Source organism: Flavobacterium hydatis (assembly GCF_000737695.1).
GTDB lineage: Bacteria > Bacteroidota > Bacteroidia > Flavobacteriales > Flavobacteriaceae > Flavobacterium > Flavobacterium hydatis.
Genome location: NZ_JPRM01000006.1, coordinates 320,898 through 338,311 on the forward strand (window position 1 = coordinate 320,898; position 17,414 = coordinate 338,311).

15 protein-coding genes and 1 riboswitch are annotated in these 17,414 nt (G+C 34.3%); all 15 genes read right to left on the reverse strand.

Going from position 1 to position 17,414, the window contains the following annotated elements:
• Window position 1 precedes the first annotated feature (1 nt).
• On the reverse strand, window positions 2–658 hold the full coding sequence (locus IW20_RS05930) for a class I SAM-dependent methyltransferase (RefSeq protein ID WP_035619948.1): 657 nt from the start codon (window positions 656–658) through the stop codon (window positions 2–4).
• 161 nt (window positions 659–819) lie between these two features.
• Entirely contained in the window at window positions 820–1,776 is a 957-nt protein-coding gene (metF, locus tag IW20_RS05935; protein WP_035619798.1) for a methylenetetrahydrofolate reductase [NAD(P)H], read from the reverse strand.
• 150 nt (window positions 1,777–1,926) lie between these two features.
• Window positions 1,927–4,602 (reverse strand): methionine synthase, encoded by a 2,676-nt coding sequence (gene metH / locus IW20_RS05940; RefSeq protein WP_051885592.1) that lies wholly within the window; start codon window positions 4,600–4,602, stop codon window positions 1,927–1,929.
• Between the two features lie 265 nt (window positions 4,603–4,867).
• Window positions 4,868–5,362, reverse strand: a complete 495-nt coding sequence (locus tag IW20_RS05945; RefSeq protein WP_051885593.1) for a hypothetical protein — start codon at window positions 5,360–5,362, stop codon at window positions 4,868–4,870.
• A gap of 86 nt (window positions 5,363–5,448) precedes the next feature.
• On the reverse strand, window positions 5,449–6,450 hold the full coding sequence (locus IW20_RS05950; RefSeq protein WP_035619800.1) for a homocysteine S-methyltransferase family protein: 1,002 nt from the start codon (window positions 6,448–6,450) through the stop codon (window positions 5,449–5,451).
• A 256-nt stretch (window positions 6,451–6,706) separates the two neighbouring features.
• A riboswitch (SAM riboswitch) is annotated at window positions 6,707–6,819 on the reverse strand.
• A 331-nt stretch (window positions 6,820–7,150) separates the two neighbouring features.
• Window positions 7,151–7,291: a hypothetical protein gene (locus IW20_RS26185; RefSeq protein ID WP_165571406.1), complete on the reverse strand. Its 141-nt coding sequence runs from the start codon at window positions 7,289–7,291 to the stop codon at window positions 7,151–7,153.
• Between the two features lie 7 nt (window positions 7,292–7,298).
• A complete protein-coding gene (locus IW20_RS05955; protein WP_035619801.1) occupies window positions 7,299–8,108 on the reverse strand; it encodes a hypothetical protein in 810 nt (269 codons plus the stop codon).
• 386 nt (window positions 8,109–8,494) lie between these two features.
• Window positions 8,495–9,547 (reverse strand): NAD(P)/FAD-dependent oxidoreductase, encoded by a 1,053-nt coding sequence (locus tag IW20_RS05960; protein WP_035619802.1) that lies wholly within the window; start codon window positions 9,545–9,547, stop codon window positions 8,495–8,497.
• Between the two features lie 104 nt (window positions 9,548–9,651).
• Window positions 9,652–10,230, reverse strand: a complete 579-nt coding sequence (locus tag IW20_RS05965) for a precorrin-2 dehydrogenase/sirohydrochlorin ferrochelatase family protein (protein ID WP_035619804.1) — start codon at window positions 10,228–10,230, stop codon at window positions 9,652–9,654.
• Entirely contained in the window at window positions 10,230–11,006 is a 777-nt protein-coding gene (gene cobA, locus IW20_RS05970; RefSeq protein WP_035619807.1) for a uroporphyrinogen-III C-methyltransferase, read from the reverse strand. Before cobA ends, IW20_RS05965 begins: the two co-directional genes overlap by 1 nt.
• Window positions 10,999–13,089: a HEPN domain-containing protein gene (locus IW20_RS05975; RefSeq protein ID WP_035619809.1), complete on the reverse strand. Its 2,091-nt coding sequence runs from the start codon at window positions 13,087–13,089 to the stop codon at window positions 10,999–11,001. The genes cobA and IW20_RS05975 overlap by 8 nt, the downstream gene beginning before the upstream one ends.
• 131 nt (window positions 13,090–13,220) lie before the next feature.
• On the reverse strand, window positions 13,221–14,465 hold the full coding sequence (locus tag IW20_RS05980) for a sulfate adenylyltransferase subunit 1 (RefSeq protein WP_035619810.1): 1,245 nt from the start codon (window positions 14,463–14,465) through the stop codon (window positions 13,221–13,223).
• A 123-nt stretch (window positions 14,466–14,588) separates the two neighbouring features.
• A complete protein-coding gene (gene cysD, locus IW20_RS05985; RefSeq protein WP_035619812.1) occupies window positions 14,589–15,488 on the reverse strand; it encodes a sulfate adenylyltransferase subunit CysD in 900 nt (299 codons plus the stop codon).
• Window positions 15,489–15,543: 55 nt separating this feature from the next.
• A complete protein-coding gene (locus tag IW20_RS05990) occupies window positions 15,544–16,251 on the reverse strand; it encodes a phosphoadenylyl-sulfate reductase (RefSeq protein ID WP_035619814.1) in 708 nt (235 codons plus the stop codon).
• Window positions 16,252–16,275: 24 nt separating this feature from the next.
• Complete coding sequence (locus tag IW20_RS05995; protein ID WP_035619815.1) at window positions 16,276–17,178, reverse strand: sulfite exporter TauE/SafE family protein; 903 nt, start codon at window positions 17,176–17,178, stop codon at window positions 16,276–16,278.
• Window positions 17,179–17,414: the final 236 nt, after the last annotated feature.

Sequence of the window (17,414 nt, forward strand, 5' to 3'; positions counted from 1 at the left end):
TTTATTCTTTTTGTAAAACAAGTGTTGTAAATTCTCTATCTACAAGGTCTCCTGTTTTACTTTTTATTTTCTCGGTTAACGTTTCTGAATCGATAATCCTAAAAGGTGTTTGGCTGATTAGCTTCTCTGCTTTTTGGGTATCATAAAGATTAAACTCAAATTCGGTAAACGGAAGTTTCTTCATAAAACTTTCCTGTGCAAATGTTAGGCTAAAGATTCCCTTAGTGTCTAATACTCTATATATTTCTAAAAGAAACTTTACTGGCTCTTGCCAAAAATATAGCGTGTTTACAGTAAATATTTTATTGAAATAGGCATCAGGAAATGGAATTGTATTTCCGTCATACAAAACAAATTCTGCTTTTTTGTTATCTACAAATTGCTTGTTTATTTTTTGTGCTTCGGTATACATAAGCTCAGACATTTCGAGCCCGTAATATTTTAAATCGGTACTCTGCTGCATTATATAATCTAAATGCATGGCACTACCATGACCGATTTCTAGTATCTTATCATCTTGGGAGATTGCAAGATTTCTGATTGAACTAAGCGTCATGCTGATATTCGTTTCATGCATATTATTAGCCATCGCAATTCCTTTTTCTCCTTGAGGTCTTTTTAATTGAGATGCGATTGCTTGTAATTCTTCTTTTTCCATAATCATTAAAATTTTTACAATTAAAAATTAAGTTCAAAGTCATTGCGAGGTACGAAGCAATCATACTAGTAATAAGCAACCTTATTAACTACAAAGACATACTAAAATAGGATTGCTTCGCACCTCACAATGACAAAGTGGTACTTTTTAAAGAAGTAAATTTAAAAAACTTTACTGGCTATTTGGCGAATATTTTCAGATTTCCCCATTGAGTAATAATGCAAAACAGGAACTCCTGCTGCTTTCAGCTCAAGTGATTGCTGAATTGCCCATTCGATCCCTACTTGTCGTATCTCGGCATTATTTTTACATTTATCTACCTCAATAATTAAATCTTCAGGTAAATCGATGCGGAAAATTTGTGGTAAAACCTGTAAATGCTTCTGAACTGCGATTGGCTTAATCCCTGGAATAATAGGAACTGTAATTCCCATTTCACGCGCTCTTTTTACAAACTCAAAGTATTTTGAGTTGTCAAAAAACATTTGGGTTACGACATAATCAGCACCGGCATCCACTTTTTCTTTTAATCTTTTTAAGTCAGAAGTTAGTGATGGAGATTCTAAATGTTTCTCTGGATATCCTGCAACACCAATACAAAAGTCTGGTCTGTTATCAATATCCATTACTTCGTGTAAGTACTTTCCTTTGTTTAGTTCGTAAATTTGCGCAACAAGATCGACTGCGTAACAATTTCCGCCAGCTTTAGGCATAAAATATTGTTCGTCTTTCATGGCATCACCACGCAAAGCCATCACATTATCGATTCCTAAGTAGTTACAATCTACTAACAGATATTCGGTTTCTTCTTTCGTAAAACCTCCACAAAGTACGTGCGGAACAGTATCTACATTGTATTTATGTTTTATCGAAGCACAAATCCCCAACGTTCCCGGACGCATTCTGGTTAATTTCTTATCCAATAATCCGTTGCCTTTATCAATATAAATATATTCTTCTCTAGATGTGGTCACATCTATAAACGGAGGATTATACTCCATTAACGGGTCGATATTATCGTATAATTCCTGAATATTTTTCCCCTTCTGCGGCGGAATAATTTCAAATGAAAACAATGTATTTCCGTTGGCGTTTTCTATATGTTTAGTTACTTTCATTATTAGAGTTATGAATTATGAATTATGTGTTTTGAGTTGTTTGTGTAAAAAATCTGAAATCAAAAAACGTAAATCAATTATCTTCTTTATTTTTTAAATTATGATAAAGAGCTGAAATCTAAAATCTGAACTCTAAAATCATAAAATCAATTAATCTGCTATATTAGGGTTTAACCACTTTGCTGCATAATCTGTTGGTACATTGCGTCGTTTGGCGTAATCTACCACTTGATCTTCTTTTATTTTTCCGAGTCCGAAATATTTACTTTTCGGATTCCCAAAATAATATCCTGAAACTGATGAAGCTGGCCACATTGCCATACTTTCTGTTAAGGTTACTCCTATTTCGTCGGCTACATTTAAGAGTTCCCAGATTGTTGGTTTCTCTAAGTGGTCCGGACAAGCAGGATATCCTGGTGCAGGACGAATTCCTTTGTAATTTTCTTCGATCAAATCTTCTGTCGAAAGCGATTCTTCGGCATCATAACCCCAGAAATCCTGACGTACTTTTTCGTGTAAATATTCAGCGAAAGCCTCAGCAAAACGATCGGCTAATGCTTTTACCATAATCGAATTATAGTCATCAAGATCTTTTTCAAATTCAGCTGCCCATTCGTCAACACCAAAACCGGTTGTAACACAAAATGCTCCTATATAATCTGTAATTCCTGAGTCTTTTGGTAATATAAAATCAGATAAAGCAATATTTGGTGCACCTTTTGTTTTTTGTGATTGCTGACGAAGTGTTAAGAATTTCTCTAGAACTTTTCCGTTTTCATCACGCAATTCGATATCATCATCATCAACCTGATTCGCAGGGAAAATACCGTAGATACCTTTTGCTGTTAGTTTTTTCTCTGCCAAAATTACTTTCAGCATCGCCTGAGCATCTGCAAAAACTGATGTTGCTTCTTTACCCACAACCTCATCGGTTAAGATTGCCGGATATTTCCCGAACAATTCCCAAGTTCTAAAAAATGGTGTCCAGTCGATATACGGAACCAAAACATCCAGTTCTACTTCGATAATCTGAGCTCCAATCACTTTTGGTTTAGTCGGAATATATTCTGCCCAATCCAATTGTAATTTATTTTTACGTGCTTGCTCAATCGTTAGGAAGTTTTTATCTCTCGAACGATTTAAAAACGTTTCTCTAAACGCATCATAATCTGCACGAATATCGCTTGCATATATCTTACGGTTATGATCTAATAAGTTTCCTGCCACGGTAACGGCTCTCGAAGCATCGTTTACGTGAATTACAGTTTCTCTGTATTGTGGAGCAATTTTCACGGCTGTATGTGCACGCGAAGTCGTTGCCCCACCAATCATAATCGGAATTTTAATTCCTTGTTTGTCTAGTTCTTTTGCTAAATACACCATTTCGTCAAGCGATGGTGTAATTAATCCGCTTAGTCCAATAATGTCAACATTATGTTCTATCGCAGCAGCAATAATTTTTTCTGGAGGCACCATAACACCAAGATCTACAATCTCGTAGTTATTACAAGCTAAAACCACCGAAACGATGTTTTTACCAATATCGTGAACGTCACCTTTTACGGTTGCCATCAATATTTTTCCATTTCCTTGTTTGTCCCCAGCTTGTTTACTTGCTTCAATATATGGCAATAAATATGCTACGGCTTTTTTCATCACACGTGCCGATTTTACTACCTGTGGCAAGAACATTTTTCCGCTTCCGAATAAATCTCCTACAACATTCATTCCCGTCATCAAATTGATTTCGATAACTTCAATTGGTTTTGTTGCTGCCAAACGTGCTTCTTCGACATCTATTTCTATAAAAGCATCAATACCTTTTACCAATGAATGCGTGATACGTTCCTGAACGGTTCCTAAACGCCATTCCTGAATTGCTTTTTCATCTGATTTTACTTCGCCTTTTACATTCTCAGCAAAATCCAAAAGTCTTTCCGTCGCATCATCACGTCGGTCAAGAATTACGTCTTCAACATGTTCTAATAAATCTTTAGGGATATCATCATAAATCGAAAGCATTTCTGGATTTACAATTCCCATTGTCATTCCGTTCTTAATCGCGTGGTATAAAAACACCGAGTGCATCGCTTCACGAACTGTATCGTTTCCTCTAAAAGAGAATGAAACGTTACTTACACCACCACTAATATGCGCATGTGGCAAGTTATCACGAACCCATTTTGTACCTCTAAAAAAGTCCAAAGCATTTAAGCGATGTTCTTCCATTCCGGTTGCAACTGGGAAAATATTTAAATCGAAAATAATATCCTGTGGAGGAAAACCAACTTTGTTAACCAAAATATCATATGAACGCTGGCAGATTTCGACTCTACGGTCAAAATTATCCGCCTGACCTACTTCGTCAAAAGCCATAATAATAGCTGCCGCTCCGTATCGTTTAATTAATTTGGCATGGTGAATAAAGGCTTCTTCACCTTCTTTCAAAGAGATTGAGTTTACAACGCTTTTTCCTTGTACTACTTTTAGACCAGCTTCGATGATTTCCCATTTCGAACTGTCAATCATAATTGGCACTCTCGAAATATCGGGTTCAGATGCTATTAAATTCAGGAATTTTGTCATAGCCTGAACTCCATCAAGCATTCCTTCATCCATATTAATATCGATAATCTGTGCTCCTCCTTCTACTTGTTGTCTTGCAATATCAAGTGCCTCGTCATACTTCTCTTCCTTGATTAGGCGAAGGAATTTTCTTGAACCCGTAACATTCGTACGTTCACCTATGTTTACAAAAACACTTGTTGGCGTAATAATTAATGGTTCTAATCCTGCTAATACAAGGTCTCTTCTATTTTCTGCCATTTTCTTTAAGTTACTAAGTCCCTAAGTTTTTTAGGTACTAAGTTTTTTTATTCTTTATTTATAATCCTCCAAGGTTTTAAAAACCCTGTAGGTCTCTCCTTTTTTTAATTTTATTTTGGCGTGTCCCAAGGGTCGGGCTATCCGCTATTAGTCCTCGCACTTCCTTCGTCAGGCTGTGGGCTAGCCGCTTCTATCCCTCACGCGAACTCGGTTTCATGAGTTCTTTTAAAAATTCATTTTTCATTACTCCGTAGATAGTGTAGATTTACCAAAATTTCCACCAAGGTTTTACACTTTCTACATCATTTGTTTTCTTTCCTATATTCCAAAAATTATCATCGAATTTTTCTGAAATATATCCCTTTGTTAATTCATAACCATAAAGATAAACACCATCCTCAAGTCCATTTTGTATTCTTTTAATTATTCTTTGACCAGGCCAACAAACCGTTCCATCAGGAAATTCAATAGAAAAATTAATTTCTCCACGCGGATCTTTATCGTTCGTAATCAATTTAGAACCTGAAACATTTTTAATTAAGGTTTCTGCAACATAAGAAGAAATCGAAAATATAATGCCACCATAGTTTTTCGACAATCTTCCTCTACGTTTTGGTCTTCCATCGACTAAATTTTTTTCAAAAAAAAGATCAATTTCCATTAAGCTTGCGATTGAAAAATCTAATTTGTATCCATCAACTTCAAAAGCCTTAATAATCCAGTCCGATTGTTTTCTTATGTCCTCCTTTAATGTTCCCATTTCTTTTTTAAGTTACCGAGTTACTTTAAAAACATCTATCTGTAATTTAGACAGCGTAGATTAAAATCCCATGCTATCGTAAACATTTACTCAAATACAGGCGCTACACGTGGCTTATAATCTTTCGCAACCTCAGCAATTAACCTGATATGATCCGGAGTTGTTCCGCAACATCCTCCGATGATATTGATTAAATTATCCTCTAAATATTCTTTGATAAATGCTTGTGTTTGTTCTGGTGTTTCGTCATATTGTCCGAATGCGTTTGGTAATCCTGCATTTGGGTGTGCCGAAACATTAAAGCTTGTATGTTGTGCTAATGTTTTAAGATATGGTTTCAATAAATCGGCTCCAAGAGCACAATTGAATCCTACACTTAATAACGGAATATGTGATACCGAAATCAAGAAAGCTTCTACCGTTTGCCCTGAAAGTGTTCTTCCTGAAGCATCGGTAATTGTTCCTGATACCATGATTGGAATATCGATATTTCGTTCTTCTTTTACCTCTTCGATTGCAAAAAGTGCTGCTTTAGCGTTTAATGTATCAAAGATGGTTTCTACCAATAATAAATCACAACCTCCATCCATTAAGGCTTCTACTTGTTGTTTGTAGGCAATTCGTAAATCATCAAACGTTACAGCTCTGTATCCCGGATCGTTTACATCTGGTGACATACTTGCTGTACGGTTTGTTGGCCCGATTGATCCAGCTACAAAACGTGGTTTATCTGGATTCTTGGCTGTAAACTCATCTGCTACTTCTCTCGCAAGTTTAGCCGACTCGTAGTTTAATTCGTAGACCAAATCTTCCAGAAAATAATCGGCCATACCAATTGTTGTTCCCGAGAATGTGTTGGTCTCTACGATGTCGGCACCCGCTTCATAGTAAGCGGCGTGGACATCGCGAATTGCTTGTGGTTGTGTTATGGATAGTAAATCGTTGTTTCCTTTTAAGGGATGTGGAAAATCTTTGAAACGTTCTCCACGAAAATCTTCTTCTGAGAAATTATAGCGTTGCAACATTGTTCCCATGGCTCCATCGAGCACGAGTATGTTTTTTTTAATTACTTCTTGAATTGTTGGCATGTTTTTTCTTTTCTTGCAATCACACTAAGGCGTAAAAGCTTTTATTTAATAATTCCAAAAATTCACTATCATAGCTTTTTAGCCCCGAGTGCAGCGGTATCCTTTTTTTCTGGAGTTCAGAAAAAAAGATATAGCGGAAAGCGGGAATGTTATGGGCAAAAATGCGCCAATAATTCGCTGCTGATACTGAAATTTTATTCAGTTAATGTCGATAAGTTTGTCAAGAAAAGTTTTGAGAAATACATTGCTGTATTATGTGTTATCTATCTTTAATACTGTAAATGTATAAAGTAGAATGTAGCACCTTCTTTATGATAAAGGGTTGCTAAGGTTTCAATGGGTCTATCCCTCCGCCTTTCGTGATAACTTTCAATAAAAATATGAACAGTGCAAAGTAAACACATAGCGCTAACAATTGCAAGTGTTTTTAAAAGTTTCTGAGAGACTAAGTTACTAAGGCTCTAAGTTTTCTTTAAAAGATGTTGAGAAGCTAAGATACTAAGGTGCTGAGTTTAGACTACTCAATATGTTTTTTATACTAAAAGCTCTAACGGTGTATAATAATTATAGCCGGAAAAGGGTATCATTCAACGAAAGCTCCAGCGGAGCGATATAGTAATTTTGATTATTAAATATCCATCCCGATGGAATTATATCTTATAAAAAAATCATATCGTATTAAGCTACTAAGTTTAAAACTCTAGGTATTTTTCTGTTTATATTTTTGGAAAATTTCCATAACATCTTCATGATTTACAAATTGGTTGTTTTCTGCCTGATAAAGCCCTATTTCGATTTCTTGTTTCTCTTCTTCTGATAATTCTTCAAACCAATCTCCCATAACTGTTTTACTTATAATAGTTCATTTCAAATTTCTGCACTTCGTTTAAATAGAAATAGTTTGTTATTAGTTTTTGCAAAATATCTATTTTTTCTTGAAGCCTTTTTGCTCTTTCTGCACTTTTTTGTTTGCCATCAGTTGAATTATCTTGATAGGGATCCTGACTTTCTTCGTCCGCAACATATTGAGTTAAGGATTGTATATATAGTTTTTTCTGTTTCTGAAAATCATACTTCTTATCATAATATTCTTTGTCAAGTGATAATCGATAAATAGAATATTCCGCATCTGCATGTAGCCTTTCAAATTGATGTCCAAAATATGTTCCTCCATAATTCAATCCCCCGTAAAGTTCGTTAACTGCTCGGTACATTTGAATTAGTTTTTCTCTTTCTACTCTAAATTTTTCTTCGCCATTTTTTTGCTTAAGATAATAGGTATAAATTAAACAAAAACGATCTCTATCTGATTCACTCCCAAATGTAATAGTTTCCTCTTTCCCATCCTGATTTATATAATTCCTCCATTCATTCCCTTTGTATGAATCATTTGGATTTAAGGGAAGTTCTGCTTTGAATACAGGAAAAAGCTGCTCAATTTTATTCAATTTATTTTTAGAAATAACAAAAGAATCATTACTATCTCCGGCATAAATAAGAATCTTTTCATTCTCAAGTTTCGGGTCATCGATAAGGCGAGGCAAGCTTTTTTTTGCACTTATTTCTTTTGGCTTTACTGTAATAATATCCTTTTTTGATTCTTTACAACTTACTAAGAAACTGCAGGAAACTAACAATATAATTATCTTGTTTTTCATTTATACCTTTTGCTATTTTAAATCTTTTTTACTCAATAAAGTTATGAATAACGCTTCTTGAATTTTAGTTTGCAAAAGTCTAATTAGTAATAAAAAAAGGTCGTTTTTTTAAGTTTATGAGACGCTAAGATACTGAGGTACTAAGATTAAAACTATAGGTAATGTTGTTCTTAAAAGCTCCAGCAGAGCGATATTTTAATTTTATCGTTATATTGATATGTCACCCCGATGGGGTTTCTGCCAACAAATATTTTTAATTCTATAAATATGATATCCCGCTGGGATTGATATATTGTAAACAAAAAAAAGCCCAAACCATTTATGGTTTGAGCTTTATATATAAAATCTTAGTTCCTTAGAAACTTAGTTTCTTAGCACCTTAAAAATTAAACAATCGCTTTAACAACTGCTTTTGGAGCTTCTTTACGAGTTCCGTCAAATCCGTCTACACCAGAAACGGTTGTATATTTAAGTACATATTTTTTACCTGGATTGATGATTTGGTATGCCGCCTGACACATAAGTGTTGCTTCGTGGAATCCGCAAAGAATCAATTTTAGTTTTCCTGGGTAAGTATTAACGTCTCCAATTGCAAAGATTCCTGGAATATTAGTTTGGTAATCTAATGCATTATTTACTTTAATGGCATTTTTCTCGATTTCTAATCCCCAGTCTCCGATTGGACCTAACTTTGGTGTTAATCCGAAAAGTGGAATGAAATAATCTGTTTCGATTTTACGGTGTGCTCCGTTTTCTTCGATATCTAATGACTCAATATGCTCTGCTCCATTAATTCCGATTACTTCTGCTGGTGTAATTAACTTAATTTTTCCAGCTGTTTTTAATTCTTGTACTTTTTCTACAGAATCAAGTGCTCCTCTAAATTCGTTTCTACGGTGAATTAAAGTTACTTCTGAAGCTACATTTGCAAGGAATATACTCCAGTCTAAAGCTGAGTCTCCTCCTCCGGCAATTACAACTCTTTTATCTCTGAATTTTTCTGGATTCTTGATGAAGTATTTTACACCTTTATTTTCATAAAACTCGATATCTTCAATAAGTGGCTTACGTGGCTCAAAACTTCCTAAACCTCCAGCAATAGCAATTACTGGTGCGTGAAATTTAGTTCCTTTATTTGAGGTTACAATAAAACTACCGTCTTCTTGTTTTTCGATTGTTTCTGCACGTTCTCCTAATGTATAACCTGGCTCAAATTGTCTAATTTGTTCTTGTAGGTTATCAATTAAATCTCCTGCTAAAACTTCTGGAAATCCAGGAATATCATAGATAGGTTTCTTTGGATATAATTCTGATAGTTGCCCACCTGCTTGAGGTAAAGCATCTAATATATGGCATTTTAATTTTAATAATCCTGCCTCAAAAACGGCAAATAAACCAGTTGGCCCAGCTCCTATTATAAGTATATCTGTTTTAATCATCTTATTATTGTTTATAATCATTCTTAATAAATACAAAGAAACAAATAATTTACACTATTTTCAATGATTTTTATCATTCATTTCTTCATTAGCTCAAAAAAAAATTAATGCGTATTTTTTAGTGAGGCGGTAATTTCATTCATTTTTTTGACCTTATCTTCAAAATTCCCTTTTAAGGTTTTTCGATACTCGTTAAGGTTTTCTACCATCTGATTTATATCATCTGGAATTATCTCTTCAAAAAACTCACGCAACCTTTTTGCAGTTGTTGGTGATTTTCCATTTGTCGAAATGGCAATCTTTACATTCCCTTTGGTTACGATTCCGCCTAAATAATAATCACATAATTCGGGCGTATCGGCAATATTACATATCAGATATCTTTCTGTAGATAAATCGTATATCCTTTTGTTAACCAATAAATCGTCTGTACAGGCAATAACCATATGCCTTCTTTTAAGCATTTTCTTTTTGAACTTTGCTTTTGTCAGGGTCAGATTATATTTCTCTGCCAAGATTTCTATCTCTGGCAAAAAAGTGGTTGCAACAACCTCAACATTGGCATTTGGACTTGATTTTAATAAAAAAGAAAGCTTCTCTAATCCCACATTTCCGCCGCCTACAATAAGTACATTAAGTTTATGTAGTTTTAAAAAAATGGGATACAATTCGTTTCTTTCCATTACAATCTTATTTTATTCGATACAAATTCTTCGTAAAATCCTTTTAGTTTGGTGCTTTCTCCAACTACTTCTCCAATTATAATAATAGCTGGCGAACCTAGTTTTTTTTCTGCAGCAATTTCCTGGATTGTATTTATCGTTCCTACTCCTACTTTTTCATCTGGAGTAGTTCCGTTTTGAATAATCGCTATTGGAGTTTCTCCTTTTGATTCTTTCTGGAATAAAGCAACTATTTGTGATAGTTTGCTCATTCCCATTAAGATTACTACTGTTGCAGAAGATTTTGCTGCAAGAGCAACATCTGATGATAATTTTCTATCAGAAGTTGTTCCTGTAATTGCCCAAAAACTCTCAGAAACTCCTCTTTTGGTTATCGAAATTCCCTGATAAGCCGGAACTGCAATTACCGATGAGATTCCTGGTACTACAAAAGTAGGGATTCCGAAACTCTCTACGTATTCTATCTCTTCGCCACCGCGACCAAACACAAATGAATCTCCTCCTTTTAGTCGCACTACATTCCCGTAAGTTAATGCGTTATCGACTATCAATTGATTTATCTGGTCTTGTGTGTATGCGTGATTTCCTATTCGCTTGCCAACAAAAATTCGGATTGCGTTTTTAGGCGCATATTCTAAAATTTCATCATTTGCCAAAGCATCGTACAAAACCACATTTGCTTCTGCAAGTGCTTTTACACCTTTTAATGTCATCAAATCTGGATCTCCCGGACCTGCTCCGACTAAAGTTACTTTGGGTTTTACTGTATTAAGCATTAGCTAAATCTTTGGCTCTATATTTTTCGATGGTATCAAAAAAAGCAATTCCTTCTTGGATGTATTGTTTTGCAAATGCTTCTGAAGGTTCTACTTTATTAATTTGGTAAACTAATTCTTTAAATGTTGTTGGCAATTCTATTTTAGAAGTTGCTACAAAAACAGTATCAAACAAATCAACAATTCCTGCGTGATTATTTGTTTTTTCATCTTCTGAAAGTAATAATGCTTTAGCACCATTTACAAATCCTGCGTAAGCATGGTAAATAGCATCTGACCATTTGTTTTCGTCGAATGATTCTTGTGCGAAGGTTAATTTATCTTTTGCTTCTAATAATAAAGTAGCAACTAGATCAATAACAACTCCGGCACATTCTCCTACTCCAACTGCTTTTACGTAATTGTCGGCATTACCCCAATCTACAAAATCAGCTTCGGTTAAATTGGTTACATCTGCGAATGGTTTTAAAATTTCATAGAAATATTTCTCTCCTTTTGCATCGTAATAATTAAGGAATTTTTGTCCGTTTGCATTAGCATCAAAATCATTTAAGATGGTGCGCAATGCATCTGGTCCTCTACGACTTGGAATTTTAATTACTTTATCTGCAAAACGACCTGAACCATTTCCTAATCTTCCTCCTCCTAATAAAACTTGTAACGCTGGCGCAACTAATTTTCCTGAGTTAATAGACATTCCCTGAAACCCGATTGCTGACATATTGTGTTGTCCACAAGCATTCATACAACCACTAATTTTTATTTCGATTTCTTGGTTATTGCTGTATTGTGGATATTCGGCATTTAGCACTTTTTCTAATTCTTCAGCAATTCCGGTACTACTTGCAATCCCAAGATTACAAGTATCTGTACCCGGACAAGCTGTAATATCGGCTGTAGAATTATATCCTAGATTTACAAAACCTAACTTCGCTAATTCCTGATAAAAGAAGGGCAGATTCTCTTCTTTTACGTGACGTATTACAATATTTTGACGCAATGAAAAACGTAATTCGTTTGCTGCATAATTCTTAATCAAGTCAGCTAATATTCTAGCTTTATCTGTATAAAAATCTCCTAATAATACTTTGATTCCGATAGCATAATATCCATCTTGTTTCTGAGCAATTACGTTAGATTTTTTCCAAGCTTCATAAGCAGCCTCATCTTCAATAGTAACCGATGGAACTGTTAATAATGGCTCTGGAATTGGCGCATCAAAAGCTGTTGTATCTATTTCGTATGTTTCAAAAGCAATTGCTTTTTTCTCTTGTTCAACCAAATCAAGGAATGTATCTCTTCCTATTTCTTTGATTAAAAATTTCATACGCGCTTTCATTCTTTTTGCACGTTCTCCGTATCTGTCAAAAATACGAATCACACCTTCAGCCGTTGGGATAATTTGGTTAGCTGGTACAAATTCCGAAAGTAATTCGGCATGTGCTGGTTGCGAACCTAATCCTCCACCTAACATGATTTTAAATCCACGAACGCCATCTACAATTTTTGGAATAAATCCTAAATCGTGCAAATAACTTAAAGCAGTATCTTCATCTGATGATGAGAACGAAATTTTAAATTTACGTCCCATTTCCTGACAAATAGGGTTTCTTAATAAATATTGGAACAAACCATGTGCGTAAGGCGAAACATCAAATGGTTCATTTACATCTACACCTGCTAATTCGCTTGCTGTAATATTACGAACAGTGTTACCACAAGCTTCACGCAAAGTAACATCGTCTTTGGCTAGATTAGCCCAAAGTTCTGGAGTTCTGTCTAAACTTACATAGTGTATCTGAATGTCCTGACGTGTTGTAATATGCAAACGTCCTGTAGAATATTCATCAGAAACTTTAGTAATACGTACTAATTGCTCGCTGGTAACCTTACCAAATGGCAATTTAATACGAATCATTTGAACGCCTTCCTGACGTTGTCCGTAGATTCCACGTGCTAAACGAAGACTACGAAAACGTTCATCATCAATTTTCCCTCCACGGAATAAATGAATCTTTTTTTCTAAATCGATAATCTCTTTCTGAACTATCGGATTTTCTATTTCTGTTCTAAAACTTTCCATTTGTTTTTTCGCTTTAAGCTATAAGCTTCTTTAAACTTTGTTCTTTTCTTTGGGTAATAAGCTTTATACTTACTAAACACCTTATATATTTTTTTGCTTAAAGCTTACAGCCTAAAGCATATTACAGGAAATTATCTAATGAATCCTACTCCTGCAGTTGTATTGGTTGCGGTATCAATCAGGATAAAAGCTCCATTTGATTTATTGTCGTTATAGGCATCAAAATATAAAGGTTTGCTTAATTTAATGCTTACTTCACCTATTTCGTTTATAGCTAATTGAGTTGCTGGTGTTGTACCTGAATAATCGGTTGCGATTGTATTCTTGATACTTTCTACTTTTGCCAAAACTCTGTTTGTATTATGCTGAACGATATATTTTGTTCCCGGAACTAACTTTTTAGAATCCATCCAACAAACTGTTGTCGTGATATCTTTTTCAATTTTAGGAAGTTCATTAGATTTTACAATCATATCTCCTCTGGTAACATTGATATCATTTTCTAATTCAATTGTGATTGATGATCCTGCAATTGCCTCATCAAATTGTTTATCAAAAAAGTGAATGTTCTTTACTTTAGATTCAGTCAAAGAGGGTAAAACTGTTACGGCATCTCCAACTTTAATTGAGTTTCCGTATAATTTACCTGCATATCCTCTAAAATCATGGTACTCTTCAGTCTTTGGGCGAATTACTGTTTGAACTGGAAAACGTGCTTCTCCTTTTTCAAAAACATCTGTTGGCTCTAAAGCTTCTAAATGTTCCAAAACAGTTTGTCCGTCGTACCATTTCATGTTTTCCGATTTATCAACTACGTTTCCTCCGTTGATTGCACTTAACGGAATATAACTTACGTTTTGTTCCTTAAAAGTACTTTTAGCATTTAATGCCTGAAAATCAGTTTTGATTTTATTGAAAACTTCTTCAGAATAATCCACTAAATCCATTTTGTTAATCGCTACAATTACCTCTTTTACTCTCAATAAATTATTGATAAAAAAGTGACGGTACGTTTGCTCGATTACTCCTTTTCGAGCATCAATCAATATGATAGAAACTTGCGAAGTCGAAGCTCCTGTAACCATGTTACGTGTATACTCAACGTGACCTGGAGTATCGGCAATAATGTAACTTTTTTTAGCTGTCGAAAAATATATATGCGCTACATCAATCGTGATTCCTTGTTCTCTTTCTGCTACTAATCCGTCAGTTGCCAATGAGAAATCTAAGTAATCGTATCCTTTTAATTTGCTGCTTTTTTCTATTGCTTCTATTTTATCTGTAGTCAATGACTTTGTATCGTACAATAATCTTCCGATCAAAGTACTCTTTCCATCATCTACACTTCCTGCTGTTGCTATTTTTAAAACTTCCATTTTGTATATTGTTTCAGGTTTAAATTTTTGTTTAAAGTTTAAAGTTGATTCTCTTTGAACTAAAGTTTAAATCTGTATGTTTTTGTTTTTTTTAATTATCAATTGTCAATTATTAATTATCAATTAAAAATATCCTTGTTGTTTTCTTTTCTCCATTGCCGCTTCAGAACGTTTGTCATCAATTCTGGCTCCTCTTTCTGAGATTGTCGATGTTCTAATCTCACCAACTACTTCTTTAATTGTCGCTGCATAAGATTCAACTGCTGCTGTACAACTCATATCTCCAACGGTTCTAAAACGAACGATTCTTTCTTCTATTTGTTCGTCTTCTTCCTGATATACATAAGGAGAATGTGACCAGATTAATCCGTCTCTCAAGAAAACTTTACGTTTGTGTGAAAAGTAAATCGATGGAATTTCAATTTTTTCTTGTTCGATATAACTCCATACATCTAATTCAGTCCAGTTAGAAATTGGAAAAACACGTACGTTTTGTCCATTTTCAATTTTTCCGTTTAGAATATCAAATAACTCTGGACGTTGATTTTTTTCATCCCATTGACCGAAATCATCACGAACTGAGAAAATACGTTCTTTTGCTCTTGCTTTTTCTTCATCTCTACGTGCTCCACCAATACAAGCATCAAACTTAAATTCTTCGATTGCATCTAAAAGTGTAGTTGTCTGTAAGCTGTTTCTACTAGAATATTTCCCAGTTTCTTCTACAACTTTTCCTTCATCAATAGCATCCTGAACATTTCTTACGATTAATTCTAATCCTAACTCTGCAACTAATTTATCTCTAAATTCTATTGTTTCAGGAAAGTTATGTCCTGTATCAACATGCAATAGTGGGAAAGGTATTTTTGCAGGAAAGAATGCTTTTTGCGCTAAACGCACTAAAGTAATCGAATCTTTACCTCCTGAAAAAAGTAAAACCGGTTTATCAAACTGAGAAATTACTTCTCTAAAAATGTATATCGCTTCGCTTTCTAAAGCATTTGTTTTTAATACTGAACTCATTATCTGTTTATTTGATTGTCTGTTTATTCGGTTAAACGAATAAACGATTTAACTTTTATTTTTTACTTCCGTGCAAACCACATTCTTTATGGCTTGACTCCCACCACCATCTTCCGGCTCTAATATCTTCGTCTGGCAAAATTGCTCTTGTACATGGTGCACAACCTATACTTACAAAACCTTTTTTATGTAATGCGTTTTGAGGTACACTATGCTCTTGCAAATAATCCTCTACTTCTTGTAATGACCATTTTAATAATGGGTTGAATTTTATTATTTCGAAGTTGGCATCGTATTCAAACAATTGTAAATCATTTCTGTTTTCCGATTGTTCGGCTCTTAAACCTGTTATCCAAACTGCATTTCCAGCCAAGGCTTTTCTTAACGGAACTACTTTACGGATAAAGCAGCATTCTTTTCTGTTCTCTACCGAATCATAAAAGCTATTCGGGCCTTTTGCTTTTAATAAACTCTCTACCGCAGTTGCTTCTGGAAAATAAACTTCGATTTGTTTTTTATACTTTTTTAATGTTCTATGAAAAACATCGTATGTTTCCTGAAACAATCTTCCTGTATCTAAAGTAAAAATGGTAATTGCGATATTATTTTTAGCAATAAAATCGGTAATAACCTGATCTTCCTGACCAAATGAAGTCGAGAAGACTACTTTGTCCTTGTATTCATTAGCCAAAAAAGTCAATGTTTCTTCTAAAGAGAAATCTTTTGTTTTAGCTAATAAAGATGTAATGTTTGTTGCACTCATATTCTTGATATTCCTAAATGATTATTACAATAATTTAGATAATGTTTTTAAACTCAAAAGGATAATTAATATTCCTACTGCCACCATCATTGGCTTTCTTTTAATTTTATTTACTAAAAAAGCAGCAAGAGGAGCAGCAATTACTCCACCCAAAATTAAACCTACTATAACTTGCCATCCGTGGATTCCTCCAAAAAGCATAAATGTTATTCCACTTGCAAACGAAACTGCAAACTCAGCTGCATTTACTGATCCAATTGTATACCGTGGATTTCTTCCTCTACCTAATAATGTCGAAGTTACGATTGGTCCCCAACCTCCGCCACCAACAGAATCCATAAAACCTCCAAAGGTTGCTAAGACTCCTAATCGTTTCGTTTTCTTTTTAACTATTGTTTTTGCTAATGCTTTTCTGATGATTATTATCGCCAATACAATCATGTAAACTGCAATAAATGGTTTTATAACATCTCCGTCGATTACATCTGATAGTAAATAAGCTCCTGTTATTGATCCTAAAACTCCCGGTATCAATAAATTCTTAACCAATTTTTTGTTAATATTCCCAAACTTATGGTGCGATATCGCCGATGCTCCCGTTGTAAACATTTCTGCTACGTGAACTCCTCCGCTACTAACTACCGGAGAAACTCCATAAGCTAACAAGAAAGAGGTTGATGTTGCTCCGTAACCCATTCCTAATGTTCCATCTACCAATTGTGCAAAAACACCAATGAAAAAAAATACTAAAAATTCCTGATTAAATCCGTCTAAAAAACCTTGCCAAGTAAAATCGGCATGATGATTATAAATCAATACCGAAATTAAACCCAATAATAATACAGCAGGAATTATAACCCATAATTTATTTGAGAATGATTCTCCTGACTTTATTGTTACAGTATTTAACTTCAGTTCTTTTTCCATACGCTTAATTATTCTTTTTTATCTTTAAAATCTATTACCCTATCGGCTTAGTAGATTACAATGCAAAATTAATACTTATTTCTAAATATCAAAATAATATTTGCTTTTTTTATATCACTAATTATCTATAAGTTACATCGCAAAACACCCTAAAGAATCCTAAAAACCGTCTAGACGTATTATAAATGGCGTTATGTTATATTTTTGTGATATTTTTCTTAAAGTCTACCATGTCT